Origin of the sequence: Kitasatospora sp. NPDC098663 (genome assembly GCF_044760075.1) — a bacterium.
Taxonomy (GTDB): domain Bacteria; phylum Actinomycetota; class Actinomycetes; order Streptomycetales; family Streptomycetaceae; genus Kitasatospora.
The window spans coordinates 293,478-312,986 of sequence record NZ_JBIWAP010000001.1 but is presented as its reverse complement, the minus strand read 5'-3'; the positions used below and the strand labels follow the sequence as shown (position 1 = coordinate 312,986).

The window sequence follows — 19,509 nt, the reverse complement described above, 5'->3', positions numbered from 1 at the left end:
GCCGGACGATACCGATTTGAACCCCGTACCCATATGGCCGGTAACCTGAGGTATTCGGGTACGCGCAACCAGCCGTGCCCTGACCGTGCCGTACGTACTGAAGAGAGCACTGTGGCCGCCGACAAGATCGACACGATCGTCAGCCTGAGCAAGCGCCGTGGCTTCGTCTACCCCTGCAGCGAGATCTACGGCGGCACGCGTGCCGCCTGGGACTACGGGCCGCTGGGCGTCGAACTCAAGGAGAACATCAAGCGCCAGTGGTGGCGCGCGATGGTCCAGGCCCGTGAGGACGTCGTGGGACTCGACTCGTCGGTGATCCTCGCGCGCGAGGTGTGGGAGGCCTCCGGCCACGTCGCCACCTTCAACGACCCGCTGACCGAGTGCCTCTCCTGCCACAAGCGCCACCGGGCCGACCACCTGGAGGAGAAGTACGAGGCCAAGCACGGCTTCCCGCCGCCGAACGGCCTCAAGGACGTCAACTGCCCCGACTGCGGCACCAAGGGCCAGTTCACCGAGCCCAAGGACTTCTCGGGCATGCTGAAGACCCACCTCGGCGTCACCGAGGAGGCCAGCGGCCTGGCCTTCCTGCGGCCCGAGACCGCCCAGGGCATCTTCACCAACTTCAAGGCCGTCCAGACCACGTCGCGCAAGAAGCCGCCGTTCGGCATCGCCCAGACCGGCAAGAGCTTCCGTAACGAGATCACCCCCGGCAACTTCATCTTCCGCACCCGCGAGTTCGAGCAGATGGAGATGGAGTTCTTCGTCAAGCCGGGCGAGGACGAGCAGTGGCACGAGTACTGGCTCCAGCAGCGCTGGGACTGGTACGTCGACCTGGGCCTGCGCACCGAGAACATGCGCTTCTTCGAGCACCCGAAGGAGAAGCTCTCCCACTACGCCAAGCGCACGGTGGACATCGAGTACCGCTTCAACTTCGGTGGCAGCGAGTACTCCGAGCTCGAGGGCGTCGCCAACCGCACCGACTACGACCTGCGGGTGCACAGCGAGGCGTCCGGCCAGGACCTCAAGTACTTCGACCAGGAGAGCGGCGAGCGGTACTTCCCGTACGTCATCGAGCCGGCGGCCGGCCTCAACCGCGCCATGCTGGCTTTCCTGATCGACGCCTACTTCGAGGACGAGGCGCCCAACGCCAAGGGCGTCATGGAGAAGCGCGTCGGCATGCGGCTCGACCCGCGCCTGGCCCCGGTCAAGGTCGCCGTCCTGCCGCTGTCGCGCAACGCCGACCTCTCGCCGAAGGCCCGCGGCCTCGCCGCCGACCTGCGCACCGCGTGGAACGTCGAGTTCGACGACGCCGGCGCCATCGGCAAGCGCTACCGCCGCCAGGACGAGATCGGCACGCCGTTCTGCGTCACCGTCGACTTCGACACCCTCGAGGACAACGCGGTGACCGTCCGCGACCGCGACACCATGTCGCAGGAGCGCGTCTCGCTCGACCAGGTCAAGGCGTACCTGGGCGCGCGGCTGATCGGCTGCTGAGCCGGCTCCGCCCGTCTGGAGCCCTCGTCCGCCCCGGTCCTTCCGGGGCGGGCGGGGGCTCCCGCGTGTTCCCGCCGTTTCCGCCCCCGCTTACCGCCTGCCCCAGCGGGACCGGGGGGCCGCGGCCGGTTCGGTCGGGAGGCCGGCGCTGCGCAGGGCGGCCAGCGTCGCCCGGTGCCGGGCGCCGTCGGCGAGCAGCGCGGCGAGCAACCGCCCGTACAGCTCCGGGCTGGTGTCCAACGCGGCCGCCAGCTTGACCAGTTCCATCGGCGGGCGCAGCGCCGCCAGCTCGTACAGCAGGACGGTCGCGAGCTCGGCCGGCAGCTCCGCCGCCAGCGCGGCCAGCTCCGCCGTCGGCCGGCCGGCCGCCTGGCGCAGCAGCGTCCGCACGTCGGCGTGCCGGCCCGTGCGGCGCAGGCCGGTCGCCAGCGCCGTCAGCTCCTGCGTCGGGGCCGAACCCCACTCCCACAGCAGCGTCGCGCCGTCCGCGCCCTGCCCGGCCCGCTCCAGCGCGGCCAGCAGGGCGGGCAGGGCCGACGCCGGATAGCCCCAGAACGCGTGGAACAGTTCCGCCGCCTCCTCCGCCAGCCCCAGCTCGCGCAACTCCGCCAGCATCGCCACCGCCTGCTCGGGGGCGCACCGCGCGGCGCTCCTGGCTAGGTGCAGGGACGCGCCCGTCGGACCGCGCCGGGAGAGCATGCCGGCCAGCAGCGCGGCGTCCGCCGGGTCGAGGCCGGTGGCCGCCCGGGACAGCAGCTCCGTCGCCTCGGCGATGGCGCCAGCGCGGTGCAGGGCCGCCACCCGCTCGGCGAGGGCGCCGATGTCGGGTCGGGCGGGTCGGGCGGGTCGGTCCTGGGGCGGCGGGGCCTGGGCCGGTTGCGACTCCGACTGTCGGCTCCGCAGCCGGTTCTCCAACGCCTCCAGCCGATCGCTCAGTTGGAGGCAGCGGGCGCCCAGGCCCTCGCGCAGGGTGCGCGCCTGGGCCAGCTGCCGCAGCAGGTCCCCGTCCGGCCGCTGGCGGCCCGGCGCCGCCCGGATCGCCTCGTTCAACCGCCGCTCCCGCTGGCTCGCGTAGCGGCTCGCGCGCAGTAACTCGTCCAGCTCCGCCCGGAGTTCGTACGCCTGCTGCTCGCCCTCCGGGTCCTGGCCCGCATCTCGTGCCGTCGGCCGCATGCGCATGATCGCCCCACCCCGTCCATCTCTCCCCTGACTGCGGGACATCCTGGCGTCGCTATGTGGCGGGGGAGTTAAGGGAGCACGTCCAGTCGTGCGCGACTGGTGTCAAGGAGCGCGCAGACGGCGGTCGTTGCGAGAAGTGCGCCGGTCGCGCTCCGCAGCAGGGTCGCCTCGTAGTACGAGCCGGGTGCGACCACGGCGACGGCGTACCCGACGGCCGCCCCGACCAGGGCGGCGGGGATCAGTCGGACCGTCCGCACCGCGGGCAGGAGCACCACGAGCCCCGCGGCGGCGGCCAGTTCGGGGGTGCCGAAGGAGACGCCGTAGCGGACGGCCAGCGCGGGGACGAAGAACAGGACGAGGGCCCGCCCGAGCGTGTCGGTCAGCGCGGTGGTGTGCGCCCCGGCCGGACCGCCGCTCCACGGCGCGAACCGGGTGGCGGCCAGGACCGCCAACGCGACCAGCGCGCCGGCGAGATGGTCGCCGAGCCGGGCCAGGTCGTACAGCAGCGCGGTGTCGTACAGCGTCAGCATCAGCGTGCCGAACGCCCACAGGTCGAGCGTGAACAGCAGCGGGCCGCGGGGTGGCCGGGCCCGTTCGCGAGAGGCCAGCCAGACGAGCAGCGGCGGTGTGACGAGCGCCGAGGCCGTCCGCAGCACGATGTCGTCCACCGTGTACGGATTCCGCAGGTCCCACTCCACGGCGCAGAACGCCACCGTGTACGAGGCGGCCGCGAGCCCGGTCAGCGGCGAGCGCACCGCCCGGACGTAGAGGCCGTGGTCCAGGCGTCGCAGTACGGCGGCGAACGCCAGCAGCACCAGCGGGAGTTCGAGGAACGCCTGGACGCGGAGCACGGTGGGCGCGAGCAGCTCGGGCGCGGGGAAGTGCGCCGCCAGCCAGTCGACCGCCGGGTTGCCGCGAGGCACGTCGAACCACCCGGGCGGCAGGTAGCGGGCGATGAACGCCGTACTCCCGCCCCGCACCCGTTGCACGTACACGGCGAACAGCACCTGGTTCAGGTAGACGAGCGCCACGACCAGGGCCAGCACCCCCTCCGGGCCGAAGCGCCCCCCGCGCCCCGGCCGGACCTCCCGCCGCCACACCCCGGGCGCCAGGGCCAGCGCGGCGGCGGCCGACACCACCACCGTGCCGTCCAGCACCGGGCCGACCGCCCTCATCCGGCCAGCCGGGCCCGCGCCTCCATCAGCGCGAAGCCGAGCAGGTTCAACCCCCGCCACTCGTCGGGCCGTTCGGCGCGGATGTCGTCGGCCGCGAGCCCGATGCCCCAGATCCGGTCCACCGGGCTGGCCTCGACCAGAACGCGGTCGCCGGTGCCCAGCAGGTAGGCGCGCAGTGCCTCGTCCTGGCCGAACTTCGCGACGTTCCCCTCGACGACCAGCTCGAACCGGCCGGCCGTCCAGGCCGCGTCGTCGAACCCCTCGACCAGCCTCCCCAGCTTCTTCGCCTCGGCCGGCGTGCGGGCCGCCAGCACCTGCCGCTCGATGGCCTCGTCCCCGAACATCCGGGCCTTCCCCGCCATCATCCAGTGCTCGGCGGACGCGTACGCGACCCCGTCGACGGTGAACTCCCCGGGCCACCACTGGCTCAGGCACTCCCGCCGCGTCCCCCCGCCCTTCCGCTCGGTGTGCCCCCAGAACATCAGCCACTTCGGCCGCACCCCGGTGGCCATCAGCGCCGCCAGCTCCGCCCGGCTACGGACGTCGGCAGAGGCCCCCACACGCATCTCGCTCATATCGTCATTCTGACGTAAAGGGGGCCGTCGGGCCAGCGGGTTTTCGGTGACCGGTCGGGTCAGCCGGCGGGCAGCGCGTTCGCCATGTCCCGGAAGCGGGGCGACACGCGCATCATGCCGTCCGAGCCGACGTTGAGGTTCTCGATCCAGCCGTCCCGGTACCAGAAGAGCGACGGGGTCAGCGGGGCCGGATCGCCGGCCGCGAGCTCCTTCGACAGGTCGATCAGGAAGCGGATGGCGTTCAGCGACAGGCTGGTGCGGATCGGCACCGCGCAGAGCGCGTTGTTCGTCGGCAGGGCGACCAGAGCGCCGTTGGGCAGCTCGATGCCCCCTCCGATGGCGTTCTCCAGGCGCAGCGCGTGGGCGGCGCCGGGCCAGGCCCCCATCCCGTTGACGGTGTGGACGGTGTCGCCGTTGGACGCGTCGAAGACCTGCCGGTTGAGTTGCTCGGTGGCCAGGTTCGCGAAGGCCCGCTCCCACAGCTCGGCCCGGCTGATGCTCCACTGGCCGGCGGCGTGTTCGGCTATCGACAGGGCCTCGGCCTTGCCGGCCCGCTTGCCGGCGTCCACGCAGAGGACGACCGACAGCTCGTCGTCGATCTGCCGCGCCATCGGATCGGGCCCCAGGCCACGGCTCCTGGTGATCAGGAGCCGCAGCCGGTCCCGGACCTCGAAGACCGAGATCTTCGCCAGCGCCTGGCACGGGCCGTGCTCGTCGCACAGCGGCCTCGGAAGGTTCTTGCGGCTGCCGAACAGCGGCATGGGTGGCTCCCCGGGTGGGTGCGGCGGTCGGATCGAGCCACAGCATTCCATCGGTCGGCTCCGCCGTCCTGGGGATCGCCCGATTCCCGGAGATGTTCTGTCGGGGCGTCAGGTGGCGCAGTGCTCCCAGCAGAGGGCGGGGTGGTCGTCGATCCAGTAGCGGGTCGCCCGGTCGGTGATCCGCAGGCGGACGGCGGTGAGGTCGGGGCGGCCTGCCTCCTGCCAGGCGGTGAGGATGCGCTCGACCTCGTCCCACAGGGCGACCGGGCCGCTCTGGTGGACCGTCCAGCCGTAGGTGTCGTCGGCGACCTCGGCGACGGATTCGGGGGTGGCCAGGTAGTGGATCGACTCCAGGTCCGCTCCGATCGACACGGCGAACTTGGCTCTGGGGAAGGCGAGTTGGATGAGGAGGGCCGGTGTCGGTTCGTTGAGGAGGGTGGGGGAGACGTGCGCCGGCCGCGTCGGCGCGGCCGCCCCCGCCCGGGTCGCGAGGGTGCCGACCGGGGACGCCGGGCGATCGGGTCGGGCGGGAGGGAGGGTGGAGCGGTCGATGAACCGGCCGTCCGCGGTGCCGTCGGCGGCGACGGTGACCCTGGCCAGGCCGGCGCCCTCGGGCCAGGTGCCGATCGTGGCCAGGATCGCGCCGCCGGGCCTGGTTCGCTGGACCCAGGCGTAGGGGATGCGGCGCACCGCGTGGGTGGCGATCACCCGGTCGTGCGTGCCCTCGGGGTCGCCCTCGACGGTGCTGACGTCGCGCTCGCCGAGGAGGTGGCGGAGCAGGGCCGTCGAGTAGCCCGCGCCGGTGCCGATCTCCAACACGGTGTGCCCGTTTTCGACGTCCAGGGCGTCGATCATGCGGACAGTGGGGGCCGGGGCGGTGGTGGAGGCGGTGGGGAAGCCCCGGACGGGCGCGGAGACCTGGTCGGCGGTCAGATGCCCGTCGAGCTGGGTGACCAACGACCGGTTGCTGTGCGCGAGTTCGACCCACTCGGCAGGGTCGGCGCCGCGCTCGGTCACCGGCCGCCAGCGGCGCCGGGCGGGCACGAACACCCCGGGTCGCAGGAACGGCTCCCGGGGCACGGCCTCCACGGCCGCCCGCAGCGCCGGGCTGGTCAGGGCGCCGACCGCCTCGAGCCGGTCGGCGAGCGCACGGCGGGCGGCGGCGGTGTCCGGGGTCATGGGCCTAGGAGTAGTGCTTGTGCAGGTCGTCGGTGATCAGCCCGGTGCCGTGGTGGACGGCCTGGCTGGAGTAGGTCCCGCGCAGCTGGGCGGCGTGGGCGGTTCGCTGGTGTTCGATCAGCAGTCCAGCGGTGTCGTCCGAGTGGCCGCTGCGGGCGCGCTCTCGGCGACTCAGGAAGGCGGTCGTGCCGACGATGGTGGCCACGAGCGCGACCAGGAACGCGATGACGAAGGTCATGAGGTCTCACCTTTCCCCCGGGCCTGGATCGTCCCATGACGAACCATCTCCACGGAAGGGTCAATTCCACCGACCCGCCGCACGGGAGGTCGACCAGGCCGATTTCTCGTGCCGCGCGCCACGGGTTTCGGGGCCCCTCCCATCGAGCAGATCGGGAAGGGGGCATGACAATTCCCCCTTCCAGAGGTCGATGTGAGGAGCCCGCATGAGCCCCACCCGTCGTGACGTCCTGCGCTGGGGAGCCGGTGCCGGCGGCGCCCTCCTGGCCGCCGCCGCGTTCGGCCCGGACGCGGTGGCAGCTGAAGCCGCAGCCACGGCCGCAGCCGTCAGCCCGTCCGCCTGGATGAGTGCCCTGGACGACGCCACGCCGCTGACCGCCCTGACGATCCCCGGCACCCACGACTCCTGCTGCACCGACCCGCTGCACGGCACCGAGTGGTCCCACACCCAGAACTGGGGCGTGCCCGAACAGCTCCAGCGCGGCATCCGCTTCCTCGACATCCGCTGCAACGGGCTCGCCGGGACGGCCGACGAACTCGGCATCTACCACAGCGACAACTACCAGTACGTCCGCCTCCAGGACGTCCTCGACCAGTGCCGCGCCTTCCTCGCCGCCAACCCGGGCGAGGGCCTGGTCATGCGCGTCAGGAACGAGTACGCGGGCGGGAACCGGCTCGACGACGCCGAGTTCCAGCGCCGGATCAACCACTACCTGGACGACCTCGGCTACCGGGGCCTGTTCTGGACGAACCCCTGGTGGCCCACCCTCGGCCAGGCCCGCGGCCGCGTCGTCCTCGCCGCCGACTTCGCCAACTCGTGGTCCGTCATCCAGTGGTCCAGCGGTACCAACACCTGGTTCGCCACCCAGGACACCTTCCAGGGCATCAGCCTCGCCGCCAAGTCCAAGGCCGTCACCGACTGGTTCGACCGGGCCTTCCTCGACCAGGGCTCCCCGCGGATGTACGTGAACTTCACCAGCTACGCCAACGGCGGCTGGCCCAAGGTCAACGCGGCCGCCATCGTGCCCCCCGTCCGCGACTACCTGAACGCCCGCCGCCAGCAGCCCGCCCACTTCGGCATCGTCCCGATGGACTTCCCCGACTTCCACACCGACGTCCTGCAACTGCTCATCGACAAGAACTTCATCGGCCGCTGACCGCCCCCCGAACCGGCCCCCCGAACCGGCCCCCCGAACCGGCCCCCCGAACCGGCCCGCCGACTCGCCGTTGCAGGCTCCCCGTCGCTGGGTAGCCTGCCGGCATGCCTGCTCCCTCCCCCTTCGCGCTCCCCACCCGTTTCGACGGCGACCCCGACCGTGTCGCACTCGTCATTCCCGGGGGCGGCTACTCGCCCGCGAGGCCGCTGCTCCACTTCGCCCGTGCCGTACTGCTCCACCACGGTTGGACCGTGCAGGAGTTGTGGTGGCAGGCCCCGCACGACCTTCCCCAGCTGACCGTGGACGATCGGATCGCCTGGGTCGAGCGGCAGGTCGGCGGGGCCGTCGCCGCCGAGGGGGAGGCCTGCCGTCTTCTGGTCGGCAAGTCCTTGGGCTCGCTCGCCTGTGGCATCGCGGCCGATCGGAGGATGGCGGCGGCCTGGCTGACGCCCGTCCTGACCTTCGACCAGGTGGCGCGCTCCCTCCGCCGATCCGAAGCGCCGACGCTCCTTGTCGGCGGGAGCGCCGACAAGCTGTGGGATCGGCAGGTCGCCGGATCGGTGGGGCACGAGGTCCTGGAAGTGCCCTCGGCGGACCACTCCCTTGAGCTGGCGGATGATCCCGTGGGGTCGGTCGGGGTGCTGCGGCAGGTCGTCTCGCGGCTGGACCGCTTCGTCGGCTCACTCGAAATCTAGCGGGCGGCCGGCCGGTTCCCCCGGGGTGCCGGCGCGGTCCACGCCTCCCGGGTGGCGGGCTGCGCAGGAGGTGCCCCGCGGCGTGGCGGCGGCCCCGCGATCGGGTGCCGATCGCGGGGCCGTTGCCGTTGCCGTCGCCGTGGCCCGTGGGGCCGGTGGGCTCAGCCGATGGAGCGGGGGAGGCGGGTGGTCAGGTACAGGATGACGAAGGAGCCGATGAGCTGGAGGCCCAGGCAGAGGGCGAGGGCGCGGTCCATGCCGAGGCCGGGGGAGAGCGACAGGTAGAGGGTGCCGAGGGTGGCGACGCCGAGGGCGAGGCTGGACTGCTGGCCGGTGGCCAGGACGCCGCTGCCGACGCCGGCCCGGGCGGCGGGCACCTTGGCGAGGACGACGCGGAACAGCGGGGTGCCGATCAGGCCCTGTCCGATGCCGGCGAGGGCGACGCCGGGCGCCATCCGCAGCGGGGAGAAGTGCGACCAGTCGGCGAGGACGGTGACGGCGAGGGTGGCCAGGCCGGCGGCCTGGATGACGGCGCCCGCGCTCAGCACCCGGCTGCCGTAGCGGCCGATCAGGCGGGGGCCGGAGAGCGAGGCGGTGAAGTAGCCGACGGCCATCGGGACGAGCGCCCAGCCGGCCGCGACCGGACCGAGGTGGAGGCCCTGCTGGAGGGCGACGGCGATGACGAACATGAAGCCGCCGAAGCCGGCGAAGTAGGGCAGGGCGATGCCGAGGCCGCGCCGCATCTCGGGGATGCGCAGCAGGGACGGCGGCACCAGCGGGGTGGCGCCGCGCTGCTCCGCCCGGCGCTCGACCAGGACGAAGGCGGCGGCGAGGACGGGGAACAGCCCGAGCAGCACCCAGGACCAGAGCGGCCAGCCGGCGGCGCGGCCCTCCATCAGCGGGACGAGCAGGGCGAGCAGCGAGGCGGTGAGCAGGACGGTGCCGGGCACGTCGACCCGGGCGGCCTGGGTGGCCCGGCTCTCCGGGACGTAGCGGACGGCGAGGACCATGGCGAGCAGCGCGAACGGCACGTTGAGCAGGAAGACGGAGCGCCAGCCGGTGCCGAACAGGTCGGCGGCGACGAGCATGCCGCCGAGCACCTGCCCGATCACCACGGAGATGCCGCCGACGGCGCCGTAGATGCTGAGGGCGCGGCCGCGCCGGGCGCCGTCGGTGGCGGCGGTGATGGTGCCGAGGACCTGCGGGATCAGCAGCGCGGCCGAGGCGCCCTGGGCGGCGCGGGCGGCGACCAGCGTCCAGGCGCCGGGGGCGAGGCCGCAGGCGAGCGAGGTGAGGGCGAAGGCGGCGGCGCCGACGACGAAGAGCCGGCGGCGGCCGAAGATGTCGCCGAGGCGCCCGCCGAGGACGAGCAGGACGGCGAAGGCGATGCCGTAGCCGGCGGCGACGAGTTCCAGGACGGCGGGCCCGGCGGCCAGGTCGTGGTCGATGGTGGGCAGCGCGACGTTGACGATGAAGAAGTCGAGCATCGGCAGGAAGGCCCCGAGCAGGACGGTGACCAGCCCGGCGGTGCCGAGGGAGGGGGCGGCGGTGCGGGCGGCGGTCGCGGTCGCGGTGCCGGGGGTGGTGGCGGTGCGGACCGGGTCGGGGGCGACGGCGAGTTGTTGGGTCACGGGTCCTACGATCCGCCTGGTCGTACCCTGGTACCAGAGTGTGGTTATCCAGGTATAAGAAGTACCTGGCAACAGGCTCCGGGCTGGCGCATGCTAGGAACCATGAGCCTCACCACACCGGCCGCGCAAGCCCGGTCCGCCTCGGCGGCGCAAGCCCGGACCGCCCCCGACGACGCCCGCCGGCACGACCTGGCGGCCTTCCTGCGCAGCCGCCGCGAGCGGATCGCACCCGACCAGGTGGGCCTGCCCCCGACCGGCCGCCGCCGCACGCCGGGGCTGCGCCGCGAGGAGGTCGCGCAGCTCGCCGCCGTCGGGGTGACCTGGTACACGTGGTTGGAGCAGGGGCGCGACATCCAGGTGTCCACCCAGGTGCTGGACGCGGTCTCCCGCGCCCTGCTGCTGGACCCGAGCGAGCGCGCGCACCTGTTCACCCTGGCCGGCGCGGAGGATCCGGCGCCGGTGAAGGAGTGCCCCTCGGTCACCCCGAGCGTGCGGCTGGTGCTGGAGCAGATGGCGCCGTACCCGGCCGTGGCCGTCAACGCCCGCTACGACGTGCTCGCGTACAACGCCCAGTACACCGCGATCATCGGTGATCTCAACGAACTTCCGCCCGAGGACCGCAACTTGATGTGGCTGGCGTTCGCCCCCTCGCGGTTCCGCGAGGTGCTGATCGACTACCGGACCGAACGCCTCGGCATGGTGGCCCGGTTCCGCGCCGCGATGGCCGACCACAGCGCGGAGCCCGCCTGGAAGGCGCTGCTGGCCCGGCTGCTCAAGACCTCGCCGGACTTCGCGGAGGTCTGGCAGCGGCACGAGGTGATGGGGCCGAGCAACGGGATCAAACGGTTCCAGGTGCCGGGCGTCGGACTGCTGCGCTGCGAGTACACCAGCTTCTGGCTCGGCCCCCGACTCGGGACGCGGATGATCACGTACACCCCGCTGGACGAGGACACCCGCGAGCTGATGAACCGACTGCCCAGCAGCTGCTAGCCGGCCCGACGGCTTCTAGCGAGGGGCGAGGACGGCACGCCCGAGCAGCACGCACACCACCGCGAGCGGCAGTTCGACGCCGAGCGCCATCACCAGGGCGGCGAGTACCGCGTGGCCCGGGCCGGCGCAGGCGATGTCGGCCAGCGCGTCCCCCGCGAGCAGCAGGGCCACCGCTGCGCCGGCCCAGCCGGCGGCGGCGCTGCGTCGGCGCAGCAGGGCGTCGAGTGAGAGCAGCGCGGAGAACTCCAGCAGGTCGAGCACCACCCACGGGGTCTCGTGGCAGGCGGCGAGGACCGCGAGCCAGGGCAGCAGCGCGACGGCGGCCACGGCGGGCACCCGCTCGAAGCGGGCGGGCAGGACGAGGGCGGCGGCCGGGCGGCCGGCGAGGACGGCGGTGCTCATGCCGCCCCTCCGACGACCGCGGCCTCGCCCCGGCGCCGCACCCGTTCCAGCGGCTGCCGCTCGGTGGTGTCCGCGCCGGGGTGCCGGACCAGTACCCCGGTGTACGGGCCCTCGGCCCAGGCGAGCCAGAACCGCCCGGCGACGGTGACCACCTCGGCGCCGACGGCCGGCCGCTCGAACCGGAACGGCCCGGCCGACCGGAGCGAGCGCACGGACCGGAGCGACCGTACGGACCAGAGCGAGCGCACGGACCGGAACGGCCGCACGAACCCGAGCGGCCCGGCCAGCCGCCCGGCGGTGAACGCCACCGCGGGCGCACCACCGTCGGCCGCCAGCCGGCCCCAGGCGAGCACGTGGTGCGCCCGCCCGCCGGCCGGGCTGCGCCGAGCACCGCGCAGCAGCTGCGGGGTGAGCCGGGCGGCGACCAGGACATCGGCCAACTCGCCGTCCTGGTACACCTCCAGCGCGGCCCGGCCGCGGCGGCCGACCAGGCTGCGGACCGACCAGGGCCCGGCCCCGACCGGCAGCGTCCCCTCCGGCCCCGCCGTCCGGCGGAGCGCGTCCCCGGGAACACCCCCGTGGCTCCCGGGGACGGGCCGCCGGTGCGGCGGGGTGGCGGAGTGCGATGCGGTGCTCGTCATGCCGTCCAGCTTCCCGTCGATCACGGGCCGCTGTCGGTGGTGCCGTGCTCCGAATCCGGGGTGTACCTGGCTACACCCCGACCGTGAGCCCCCCTTCATGGCGGCCGTTGATCATCGCGCCCTACGCTGTCGGTCATGCCCTCCACCACGTTGCGCCGAGCGCTCGTCAGGAGCCTTCGGCGCCCCCCGTGGTCGCCCGAGGCCTGGCGGGACACCCGCTTCATAGCCGCCGGCCTCCCGATGGCCCTGCCGGTCTGGCTGGCCGTCACCGAGTCCAGGCTGCTCTTCCCGATGACGGTCCTGGTCCTCGTCTGCACGCGCCCGCTCACCGCCGCCCAGCGCGGCCGGCTGCGCGCCCTGCGCGGGGTGGAGGTGTCGCCGCCGCGCCCGGGCGAGCCGTGGGCCTGGCTGCCGGGCCGGCTGCTGCTGGGGCTGACCTGGCGCCAGAGCGTCCACCACCTGCTGGCCGGCCCGCTGCTGGCGGCGGGCGCGCTGGTGGTGCTGTACGCCTGGGGCGCCGGCGTGGTGATGGCCGGCGTGTACGGCTGGGTCTGGCTGATGCCCGCCGGCAGCCCGCTGCGCTCGGAGCTGGCCGGGCTGGACGTCCTGATCACGGTCGCCGGGGTGCTGCTGCTGGCCGTGATGCCCTGGCTGGCGGCGCTGGCGGCCTGGCTGGAGGTGCGCACGGCCCAGCTGCTGCTCGGCCCCAACCGGGCGGAGGCGCTGGAGCGGCGGGTCGAGGAGATCGCCGAGAGCCGGGCCGGGCTGGTCGACGTGGTGGACGCCGAGCGCCGCCGGATCGAGCGGGACCTGCACGACGGGGCCCAGCAGCGCCTGACCTCCCTCGCGATGAACCTGGGCCTGGCCCGGCGCACCCTCAAGGACGTCCCGCCCGAGGTCATGCAGGTGATCGTGGACGCGCACGAGGAGGCGCAGGCGGCCATCGACGAGCTGCGCGACCTGGTCCGCGGCCTGCACCCGGCGGTCCTGGAGGACCGCGGCCTGGACGCGGCGCTGTCCGGCATCGCGGCCCGCGCCCCGCTGCCGGTGCGCCTGGACGTGCACCTCGCCGAGCCGGTCGTCCCGACCGTCGAGGCGGTCGCCTACTTCACCGTCTCCGAGGCCCTGACCAACGTGGCCAAGCACGCCCGCGCCCAGCGGGTCGACCTCTCGGTGCGGACGGTCGGCGGCCGGCTGCGCCTGGTCATCAGCGACGACGGCGTGGGCGGTGCGGACGCCTCCCGCGGTACCGGGCTGACCGGCCTGCGCAAGCGCGCCGCCTCCGTCGACGGCACGCTGTCCGTTCTCAGCCCCCTCGGGGGCCCCACCACCATCACCGTGGAGTTGCCGTGCGCGCTGTGATCGCCGAGGACTCGGTCCTGCTGAGGGTCGGCCTGGTCAAGGTCCTGGAGGCGGTGGGCTTCGAGGTCGCCGCCGCCGTCGGGGACGCCACCGAGCTGCTGGCGGCCGTCGAGGAGCACCGCCCGAAGGTGGTGGTGGCGGATGTCCGGATGCCTCCGGGCTTCACCGACGAGGGCGTGAAGGCCGCGCTGATGATCCGCCGGCAGTGGCCGGACGTCGCCGTGCTGCTGCTCTCCCAGTACGTGGAGGAGCGCTACGCCGCCGACCTGCTGGCCACCAACACCAGCGGCGTCGGCTACCTGCTCAAGCAGCGGGTGGCCAACGTGGACGACTTCGTGGACGCGCTGCAGCGGGTCGCCGCGGGCGGCACCGCGCTGGACCCGGAGGTGGTGGCCCAGCTGCTGGTGCGCCGCCACCGGGACCCGCTGGAGAAGCTGACCCCGCGCGAGCGGGACGTGCTCGGCCTGATGGCGGAGGGCCGCTCCAACGCCGCGATCGCGGCCGCCCTGGTGGTCAGCGACAGCGCGGTGGCCAAGCACATCAACTCGATCTTCACCAAGCTCGACCTGCCGCCGGCCGACGACAGCCACCGCCGGGTGCTGGCGGTGCTGCGGTTCCTGGAGGTCGGGTAGCCGTGGGCGGACCGACGAAGGCGTGGGGGCGGAAGGCCTGGCGGACCACCGGCACGCTCGCGATCGCGATCGTCATGATCGGCGCCGGGATGCAGACCTGGGCGATGGTGGTGCAGCAGCAGACGACCTCGACGCAGTCGTACAACGTCGTCGTCCACAAGCTCCGGCTGGACACCGGCAGCGCCTCGGTGCGGATCAGGGCGGGCCGCGACGGCCGGGTGGTGGTCCGGCAGAACCTGGACTGGATGGTGCGCAAGCCGTCGGTGTCGACCACCTTCGACGGTGACGTGCTCACGGTCGGCATGGAGTGCCGGACGTTCCTGCCGTTCGCCGACTTCGGCTGCGGTGCCCAGATCGAGCTGGAGGTGCCGGCCGGTACCGACGTCTCGGGGCAGGTGAGCTCGGGCAGCGTCGAGGTGGACGGCCTGAGCGGCGGCGTCCGGATGGACCTCACCTCGGGCGAGCTGAAACTGATCGGCACGTCCGGGCAGGTGTATGCGCACGCCACCTCCGGGATGGTGCAGGGCACCGACCTGAGCTCGGAGCAGGTGTACGCGGAGACCACCTCGGGGGCGGTCGACCTGGCCTTCTCCAAGGCGCCGCGGTCGGTGGACACCAGGAGCGGGTCGGGCTCGGTGAAGCTGGCGCTGCCGCAGGACTCCCACTACGCCTTCAGCGGCGAGGTCGGCAGCGGCAGCCGCCACATCGACCCGAGCCTGGCGGACCCGGCCAGCCCGAACCGGATCCACGGCTCGGTCACCTCGGGCTCGATCACGATCGACCCGGCCTAGAGAGGTCTGGGGCCCTGGGAGGCCCGGAGCGGCCTGGAGCGGCCCGGAAACCGGGGCTGACCCGAGTGGGGGACAATGGAGAGTCCCGTTCCCCTGCCCCGAGGTCAGCCGCGCATGACAGCCACGCCCGCACCCACCGCGCCCGACGCCGAGTTCGCGCCGCTGGACATCGGCCCGATCCGGGTGTGGCCGCCCGTCGTGCTGGCGCCGATGGCCGGCATCACCAACGCGCCGTTCCGCACCCTCTGCCGCGAGCAGAGCGGCGGCAAGGGCCTGTACGTCTCCGAGATGATCACCACCCGGGCCCTGGTCGAGCGCAACGCCAAGACCATGCAGCTGATCAAGTTCGACGCCAGCGAGAAGCCGCGCTCGATCCAGCTGTACGGCGTGGACCCGGTGACGGTCGGCAAGGCCGCCCGGATGATCGCGGACGAGGGCCTGGCCGACCACATCGACCTCAACTTCGGCTGCCCCGTCCCCAAGGTGACCCGCAAGGGCGGCGGCTCGGCGCTGCCGTACAAGCGCAACCTGCTGCGCGAGATCCTGCGCGAGGCCGTGGCCAACGCGGGCGATCTGCCGGTCACCATGAAGATGCGCAAGGGCATCGACGACGACCACCTCACCTACCTGGACGCCGGCCGGATCGGCGCCGAGGAGGGCGTGGCCGCGATCGCCCTGCACGGGCGCACCGCCGCCCAGCACTACGGCGGTACGGCCGACTGGTCGGCGATCGCCCGGCTGCGCGAGTCCGTTCCGGCGCACGTCCCGGTGCTGGGCAACGGGGACATCTGGTCGGCGGACGACGCGCTGCGGATGATGCGGGAGACCGGCTGCGACGGCGTCGTGGTGGGCCGCGGCTGCCTGGGCCGGCCGTGGCTGTTCAGGGACCTGGTCTCGATCTTCGAGGGCGAGGTCGACTACGCCCGTCCGGACTTCGGCTACGTGGCGCGGGCCATGGTGCGGCACGCGCAGCTGCTCGGCGAGTGGATCGGGGACGAGGCGCGCGGCGTGATCGACTTCCGCAAGCACGTCGCCTGGTACACCAAGGGCTTCTCGGTCGGCTCGGAGCTGCGGGTGAAGCTCGCCAACTCCTCCTCCCTGGTCGAACTGGCCGAAACCCTCGCCCTGGTGGAGCAGTCCCAGGCCTGGCCGGCCGGTGCGGACGGGCCGCGCGGGCGTACGGCCGGCAACAACCGGGTGGTGCTGCCCGAGGGCTGGTTGGACGATCCGTACGACTGCGCCCGACCGGGGGCGGACGCCGAATCGGACACCTCTGGCGGATGATCTGTCCGTAGTGGCGAAATCGCCCCTCCGGGGCCCACTGCCACTCGGTCCCAGCCCTCTTGTCCAATCTGGACAGGAGGGCTCCTTTTTGGCGGTCCGATGTCACGGAACGGGCACGTTTCTGGACGGAGTGCGACGATCGGCGGAGGCGGACTACGTTCGACCGGTGAGATGCGCTGGTGACGCTTGCCACATGTGGCGGCGCCCGATGGCGGGCCGGTGGACGAAATGGACAGGTCGACTGTGAATCGCTTCCCGAAGCCGGTGGGCCGGTGATCGGCCGATCCGAGTGCAGGAAATCAAGCCGGGGCGACGCGGGTGACCCGCGACCGCTACCCAGCGTCCGAATCGTGCGATCTTCGTGTTTCCATTCGTTCAAGACTTGAAGGCGGGCTAGCGTCATCCGGACGATTTCACCAACAGAGGTGAACGCCTTTATGTGCATTCGATCTATCGGGTTACCCCCGGGTACCGGCCTCGTACGGCCTATTCGGGGCAGAGAAGAACCTTCGAAATGGGTATGTTCTCCGGCGTCAGGGCAACCGCGTACGAGGAGACCGACCCGTGCCGTCCCAGCAGAAGTTTGTTTACTCCTTCACTGAAGGAAACAAGGACCTCAAGGACCTTCTCGGCGGCAAGGGCGCGAACCTGGCCGAGATGACCAACCTTGGCCTCCCCGTCCCTCCGGGGTTCACCATCACCACCGAGGCCTGCAAGGTCTTCCTGGAGACCGGCAGCGAGCCGGCCTCGCTGCACCAGGAGATCGGCGCCCACCTGGACGCGCTCGAGCAGGAGATGGGCAAGAAGCTCGGCCAGCCCGACGACCCGCTGCTGGTGTCGGTGCGCTCGGGCGCCAAGTTCTCCATGCCCGGCATGATGGACACCGTCCTGAACATCGGCCTCTCGGACGCCTCGGTGGTCGGTCTCGTCGCCCAGTCCGGCAACGAGCGCTTCGCCTGGGACTCCTACCGCCGCCTGGTCCAGATGTTCGGCAAGACCGTGCTGGGCGTCGACGGCGAGCTGTTCGAGGAGGCCCTGGACGAGGCCAAGCACGCCAAGGGCACCGCCGACGACCTGGACCTGGACGCCTCCGACCTCCGGGCACTCGTCGAGGTGTTCAAGGGCATCGTCGAGCGCGAGACCGGCCGGGCCTTCCCGCAGGACCCGCGCGAGCAGATGGACCTCGCCATCCACGCCGTCTTCCACTCCTGGAACGGCGACCGCGCCCGCCTGTACCGCCGGCAGGAGCGCATCCCGAACGACCTCGGCACCGCGGTCAACGTCTGCAGCATGGTCTTCGGCAACCTCGGCGAGGACTCCGGCACCGGTGTCGCCTTCACCCGCGACCCCTCCACCGGTGCCCAGGGCGTCTACGGCGACTACCTGTCCAACGCCCAGGGCGAGGACGTCGTCGCCGGCATCCGCAACACCCTGCCGCTGGCCGAGCTGGAGAAGCTCGACAAGAAGTCGTACGACGAGCTGATGACGATCATGCAGACGCTCGAGAACCACTACCGCGACCTCTGCGACATCGAGTTCACCATCGAGCGCGGCAAGCTCTGGATGCTGCAGACCCGCGTCGGCAAGCGCACCGCCGCCGCGGCCTTCCGGATCGCCGTCCAGCTGGTCGACCAGGGCCTGATCGACCTGGACGAGGCCCTCATGCGGGTCACCGGCGGCCAGCTCTCGCAGCTGATGTTCCCGCGCTTCGCCCCGAACGCCGAGTCCCAGCAGATCGCCTGGGGCCTCGCCGCCTCGCCCGGCGCCGCCATCGGCAAGATCGTGTTCGACTCCTACACCGCCGTCAAGTGGTCCCGTTCCGGCGAGAAGGTCATCCTGGTCCGCCGCGAGACCAACCCGGACGACCTGGACGGCATGATCGCCGCCGAGGGCATCCTCACCTCGCGCGGCGGCAAGACCTCGCACGCCGCCGTCGTCGCCCGCGGCATGGGCAAGACCTGCGTCTGCGGCGCCGAGGAGCTGGAGGTCGACACCAAGCGCCGCCGGATGACCACCGCCGCCGGCCTGGTGCTGGAGGAGGGCGACGTCGTCTCCATCGACGGCGCCACCGGCAAGGTCTACCTCGGCGAGGTCCCCGTCCTGCCGTCCCCCGTCGTCGAGTACTTCGAGGGCACCCTGCACGCCGGCGCCGACGTCCAGGGCGGGCTCGTCCAGGCCGTCCACCGGCTGATGGCGCACGCCGACGTCCGCCGCCGGCTCGCCGTGCGCGCCAACGCCGACAACGCCGAGGACGGCGGGCGCGCCCGCCGCTACGGCGCCCAGGGCATCGGCCTGTGCCGCACCGAGCACATGTTCCTCGGCGAGGAGCGCCGCAAGGAGGTCGAGCACCTGATCCTGGCGGACAACGACAAGGACCGCGAGCTCGCCCTCTCCACCCTGCTGCCGCTCCAGAAGGGCGACTTCCTGGAGCTCTTCCAGGCCATGGACGGGCTGCCGGTCACCGTCCGGCTGCTCGACCCGCCGCTGCACGAGTTCCTGCCCGACATCACCGAGCTGTCGGTGCGCGTCGCCCTCGCCGAGGCCCGCAAGGACCCGAACGAGAACGACCTGCGCCTGCTCCAGGCGGTGCACAAGCTGCACGAGCAGAACCCGATGCTGGGCCTGCGCGGCGTCCGCCTCGGCCTGGTCATCCCCGGCCTGTTCGGCATGCAGGTCCGCGCCATCGCCGAGGCCGCCGCCGAGCGCCGGCTGGCCGGCGGGGACCCGCGCCCCGAGGTGATGATCCCGCTGGTCGGCACCGTCCAGGAGCTGGAACTGGTCCGCGACGAGTGCGAGCGCGTGCTCGCCGAGGTCGCCCAGACCACCGGCGTCCAGCTGGACATCAAGCTCGGCACCATGATCGAGCTGCCGCGCGCCGCGGTCACCGCCGGTCAGATCGCCGAGGCCGCCGAGTTCTTCTCCTTCGGCACCAACGACCTCACCCAGACCGTGTGGGGCTTCTCCCGGGACGACGTGGAGGCCTCGTTCTTCACCGCGTACCTGGAGAAGGGCATCTTCGGGGTCTCCCCGTTCGAGACCATCGACCGCGACGGCGTCGGCGCGCTCGTCAAGCACGCCGTCGAGGCCGGCCGGGCCACCCGCCCCGACCTCAAGCTCGGCGTCTGCGGCGAGCACGGCGGCGACCCGGACTCGGTCCACTTCTTCCACGAGGTGGGGCTGGACTACGTCTCCTGCTCCCCCTTCCGGATCCCGGTGGCGCGCCTGGAGGCAGGCCGCGCCGCCATCGAGACGGCGGGCAGCGACCCGCGCTGAGAGAGGGTAGGCATCCCCTCCTCGGCCGCGGGCCGGACTGACCGCTTCCCT

Annotated in this window: 18 protein-coding genes; 9 read left to right on the top strand and 9 right to left on the bottom strand. The window is 72.7% G+C overall.

Annotation, left to right across the window (positions count from 1 at the left end; genetic code table 11):
- The first annotated feature begins 111 nt into the window (after positions 1-111).
- Positions 112-1,494: a glycine--tRNA ligase gene (locus tag ACIQVZ_RS01425; protein WP_063347506.1), complete on the top strand. Its 1,383-nt coding sequence runs from the start codon at positions 112-114 to the stop codon at positions 1,492-1,494.
- A 90-nt stretch (positions 1,495-1,584) separates the two neighbouring features.
- Here ACIQVZ_RS01425 and ACIQVZ_RS01420 read toward each other — a convergent pair whose 3' ends face one another.
- The 6 genes from ACIQVZ_RS01420 to ACIQVZ_RS01395 all read right to left on the bottom strand — a co-directional run bounded on the left by ACIQVZ_RS01420 (position 1,585) and on the right by ACIQVZ_RS01395 (position 6,601).
- A complete protein-coding gene (locus ACIQVZ_RS01420) occupies positions 1,585-2,673 on the bottom strand; it encodes a hypothetical protein (RefSeq protein ID WP_402446205.1) in 1,089 nt (362 codons plus the stop codon).
- Between the two features lie 68 nt (positions 2,674-2,741).
- Positions 2,742-3,848, bottom strand: a complete 1,107-nt coding sequence (locus ACIQVZ_RS01415; protein WP_402446203.1) for a hypothetical protein — start codon at positions 3,846-3,848, stop codon at positions 2,742-2,744.
- A complete protein-coding gene (locus tag ACIQVZ_RS01410) occupies positions 3,845-4,423 on the bottom strand; it encodes an NADAR family protein (RefSeq protein ID WP_402446200.1) in 579 nt (192 codons plus the stop codon). Before ACIQVZ_RS01410 ends, ACIQVZ_RS01415 begins: the two co-directional genes overlap by 4 nt.
- Before the next feature lie 59 nt (positions 4,424-4,482).
- The gene (locus ACIQVZ_RS01405) at positions 4,483-5,184 is read right to left on the bottom strand and encodes a hypothetical protein (protein ID WP_402446197.1); all 702 of its coding nucleotides are present in this window, start codon (positions 5,182-5,184) and stop codon (positions 4,483-4,485) included.
- Between the two features lie 108 nt (positions 5,185-5,292).
- Positions 5,293-6,363 carry a methyltransferase gene (locus tag ACIQVZ_RS01400; protein WP_402446193.1) on the bottom strand — a complete coding sequence of 357 codons (1,071 nt, stop codon included), beginning with the start codon at positions 6,361-6,363 and terminating at the stop codon, positions 5,293-5,295.
- Between the two features lie 4 nt (positions 6,364-6,367).
- Positions 6,368-6,601: a hypothetical protein gene (locus ACIQVZ_RS01395; protein ID WP_402446190.1), complete on the bottom strand. Its 234-nt coding sequence runs from the start codon at positions 6,599-6,601 to the stop codon at positions 6,368-6,370.
- A 205-nt stretch (positions 6,602-6,806) separates the two neighbouring features.
- On the opposite strand from ACIQVZ_RS01395, the gene ACIQVZ_RS01390 reads away from it, so the two are divergent.
- Positions 6,807-7,757 carry a phosphatidylinositol-specific phospholipase C gene (locus ACIQVZ_RS01390; protein ID WP_402446187.1) on the top strand — a complete coding sequence of 317 codons (951 nt, stop codon included), beginning with the start codon at positions 6,807-6,809 and terminating at the stop codon, positions 7,755-7,757.
- A 104-nt stretch (positions 7,758-7,861) separates the two neighbouring features.
- A complete protein-coding gene (locus tag ACIQVZ_RS01385) occupies positions 7,862-8,452 on the top strand; it encodes an alpha/beta hydrolase (RefSeq protein ID WP_402446185.1) in 591 nt (196 codons plus the stop codon).
- 161 nt (positions 8,453-8,613) lie between these two features.
- Here the strand turns inward: ACIQVZ_RS01385 and ACIQVZ_RS01380 are convergent, their stop codons facing one another.
- Positions 8,614-10,083: an MFS transporter gene (locus ACIQVZ_RS01380; protein ID WP_402446182.1), complete on the bottom strand. Its 1,470-nt coding sequence runs from the start codon at positions 10,081-10,083 to the stop codon at positions 8,614-8,616.
- Positions 10,084-10,185: 102 nt separating this feature from the next.
- On the opposite strand from ACIQVZ_RS01380, the gene ACIQVZ_RS01375 reads away from it, so the two are divergent.
- Positions 10,186-11,073 (top strand): helix-turn-helix transcriptional regulator, encoded by an 888-nt coding sequence (locus ACIQVZ_RS01375; protein ID WP_402446179.1) that lies wholly within the window; start codon positions 10,186-10,188, stop codon positions 11,071-11,073.
- Positions 11,074-11,088: 15 nt separating this feature from the next.
- On the opposite strand, the gene ACIQVZ_RS01370 is transcribed toward ACIQVZ_RS01375, so the two are convergent.
- Both ACIQVZ_RS01370 and ACIQVZ_RS01365 read right to left on the bottom strand, forming a co-directional pair.
- The gene (locus ACIQVZ_RS01370; protein ID WP_350878192.1) at positions 11,089-11,475 is read right to left on the bottom strand and encodes a hypothetical protein; all 387 of its coding nucleotides are present in this window, start codon (positions 11,473-11,475) and stop codon (positions 11,089-11,091) included.
- Entirely contained in the window at positions 11,472-12,116 is a 645-nt protein-coding gene (locus ACIQVZ_RS01365; RefSeq protein WP_402446176.1) for a hypothetical protein, read from the bottom strand. The genes ACIQVZ_RS01370 and ACIQVZ_RS01365 overlap by 4 nt, the downstream gene beginning before the upstream one ends.
- Positions 12,117-12,251: 135 nt before the next feature.
- Here ACIQVZ_RS01365 and ACIQVZ_RS01360 point away from each other — a divergent pair, with 135 nt between their 5' ends.
- The 5 genes from ACIQVZ_RS01360 (at position 12,252) to ppdK (ending at position 19,458) form a co-directional block, all read left to right on the top strand.
- Entirely contained in the window at positions 12,252-13,478 is a 1,227-nt protein-coding gene (locus tag ACIQVZ_RS01360) for a histidine kinase (RefSeq protein ID WP_402446173.1), read from the top strand.
- A complete protein-coding gene (locus tag ACIQVZ_RS01355; RefSeq protein WP_350878186.1) occupies positions 13,466-14,110 on the top strand; it encodes a response regulator transcription factor in 645 nt (214 codons plus the stop codon). The genes ACIQVZ_RS01360 and ACIQVZ_RS01355 overlap by 13 nt, the downstream gene beginning before the upstream one ends.
- Positions 14,111-14,112: 2 nt before the next feature.
- Positions 14,113-14,901, top strand: coding sequence for a DUF4097 family beta strand repeat-containing protein (locus tag ACIQVZ_RS01350; RefSeq protein WP_402446169.1), 789 nt, complete (start codon positions 14,113-14,115; stop codon positions 14,899-14,901).
- Between the two features lie 114 nt (positions 14,902-15,015).
- On the top strand, positions 15,016-16,185 hold the full coding sequence (gene dusB / locus ACIQVZ_RS01345; RefSeq protein WP_402446167.1) for a tRNA dihydrouridine synthase DusB: 1,170 nt from the start codon (positions 15,016-15,018) through the stop codon (positions 16,183-16,185).
- Positions 16,186-16,749: 564 nt separating this feature from the next.
- On the top strand, positions 16,750-19,458 hold the full coding sequence (ppdK, locus tag ACIQVZ_RS01340) for a pyruvate, phosphate dikinase (RefSeq protein WP_402446164.1): 2,709 nt from the start codon (positions 16,750-16,752) through the stop codon (positions 19,456-19,458).
- Positions 19,459-19,509: the final 51 nt, after the last annotated feature.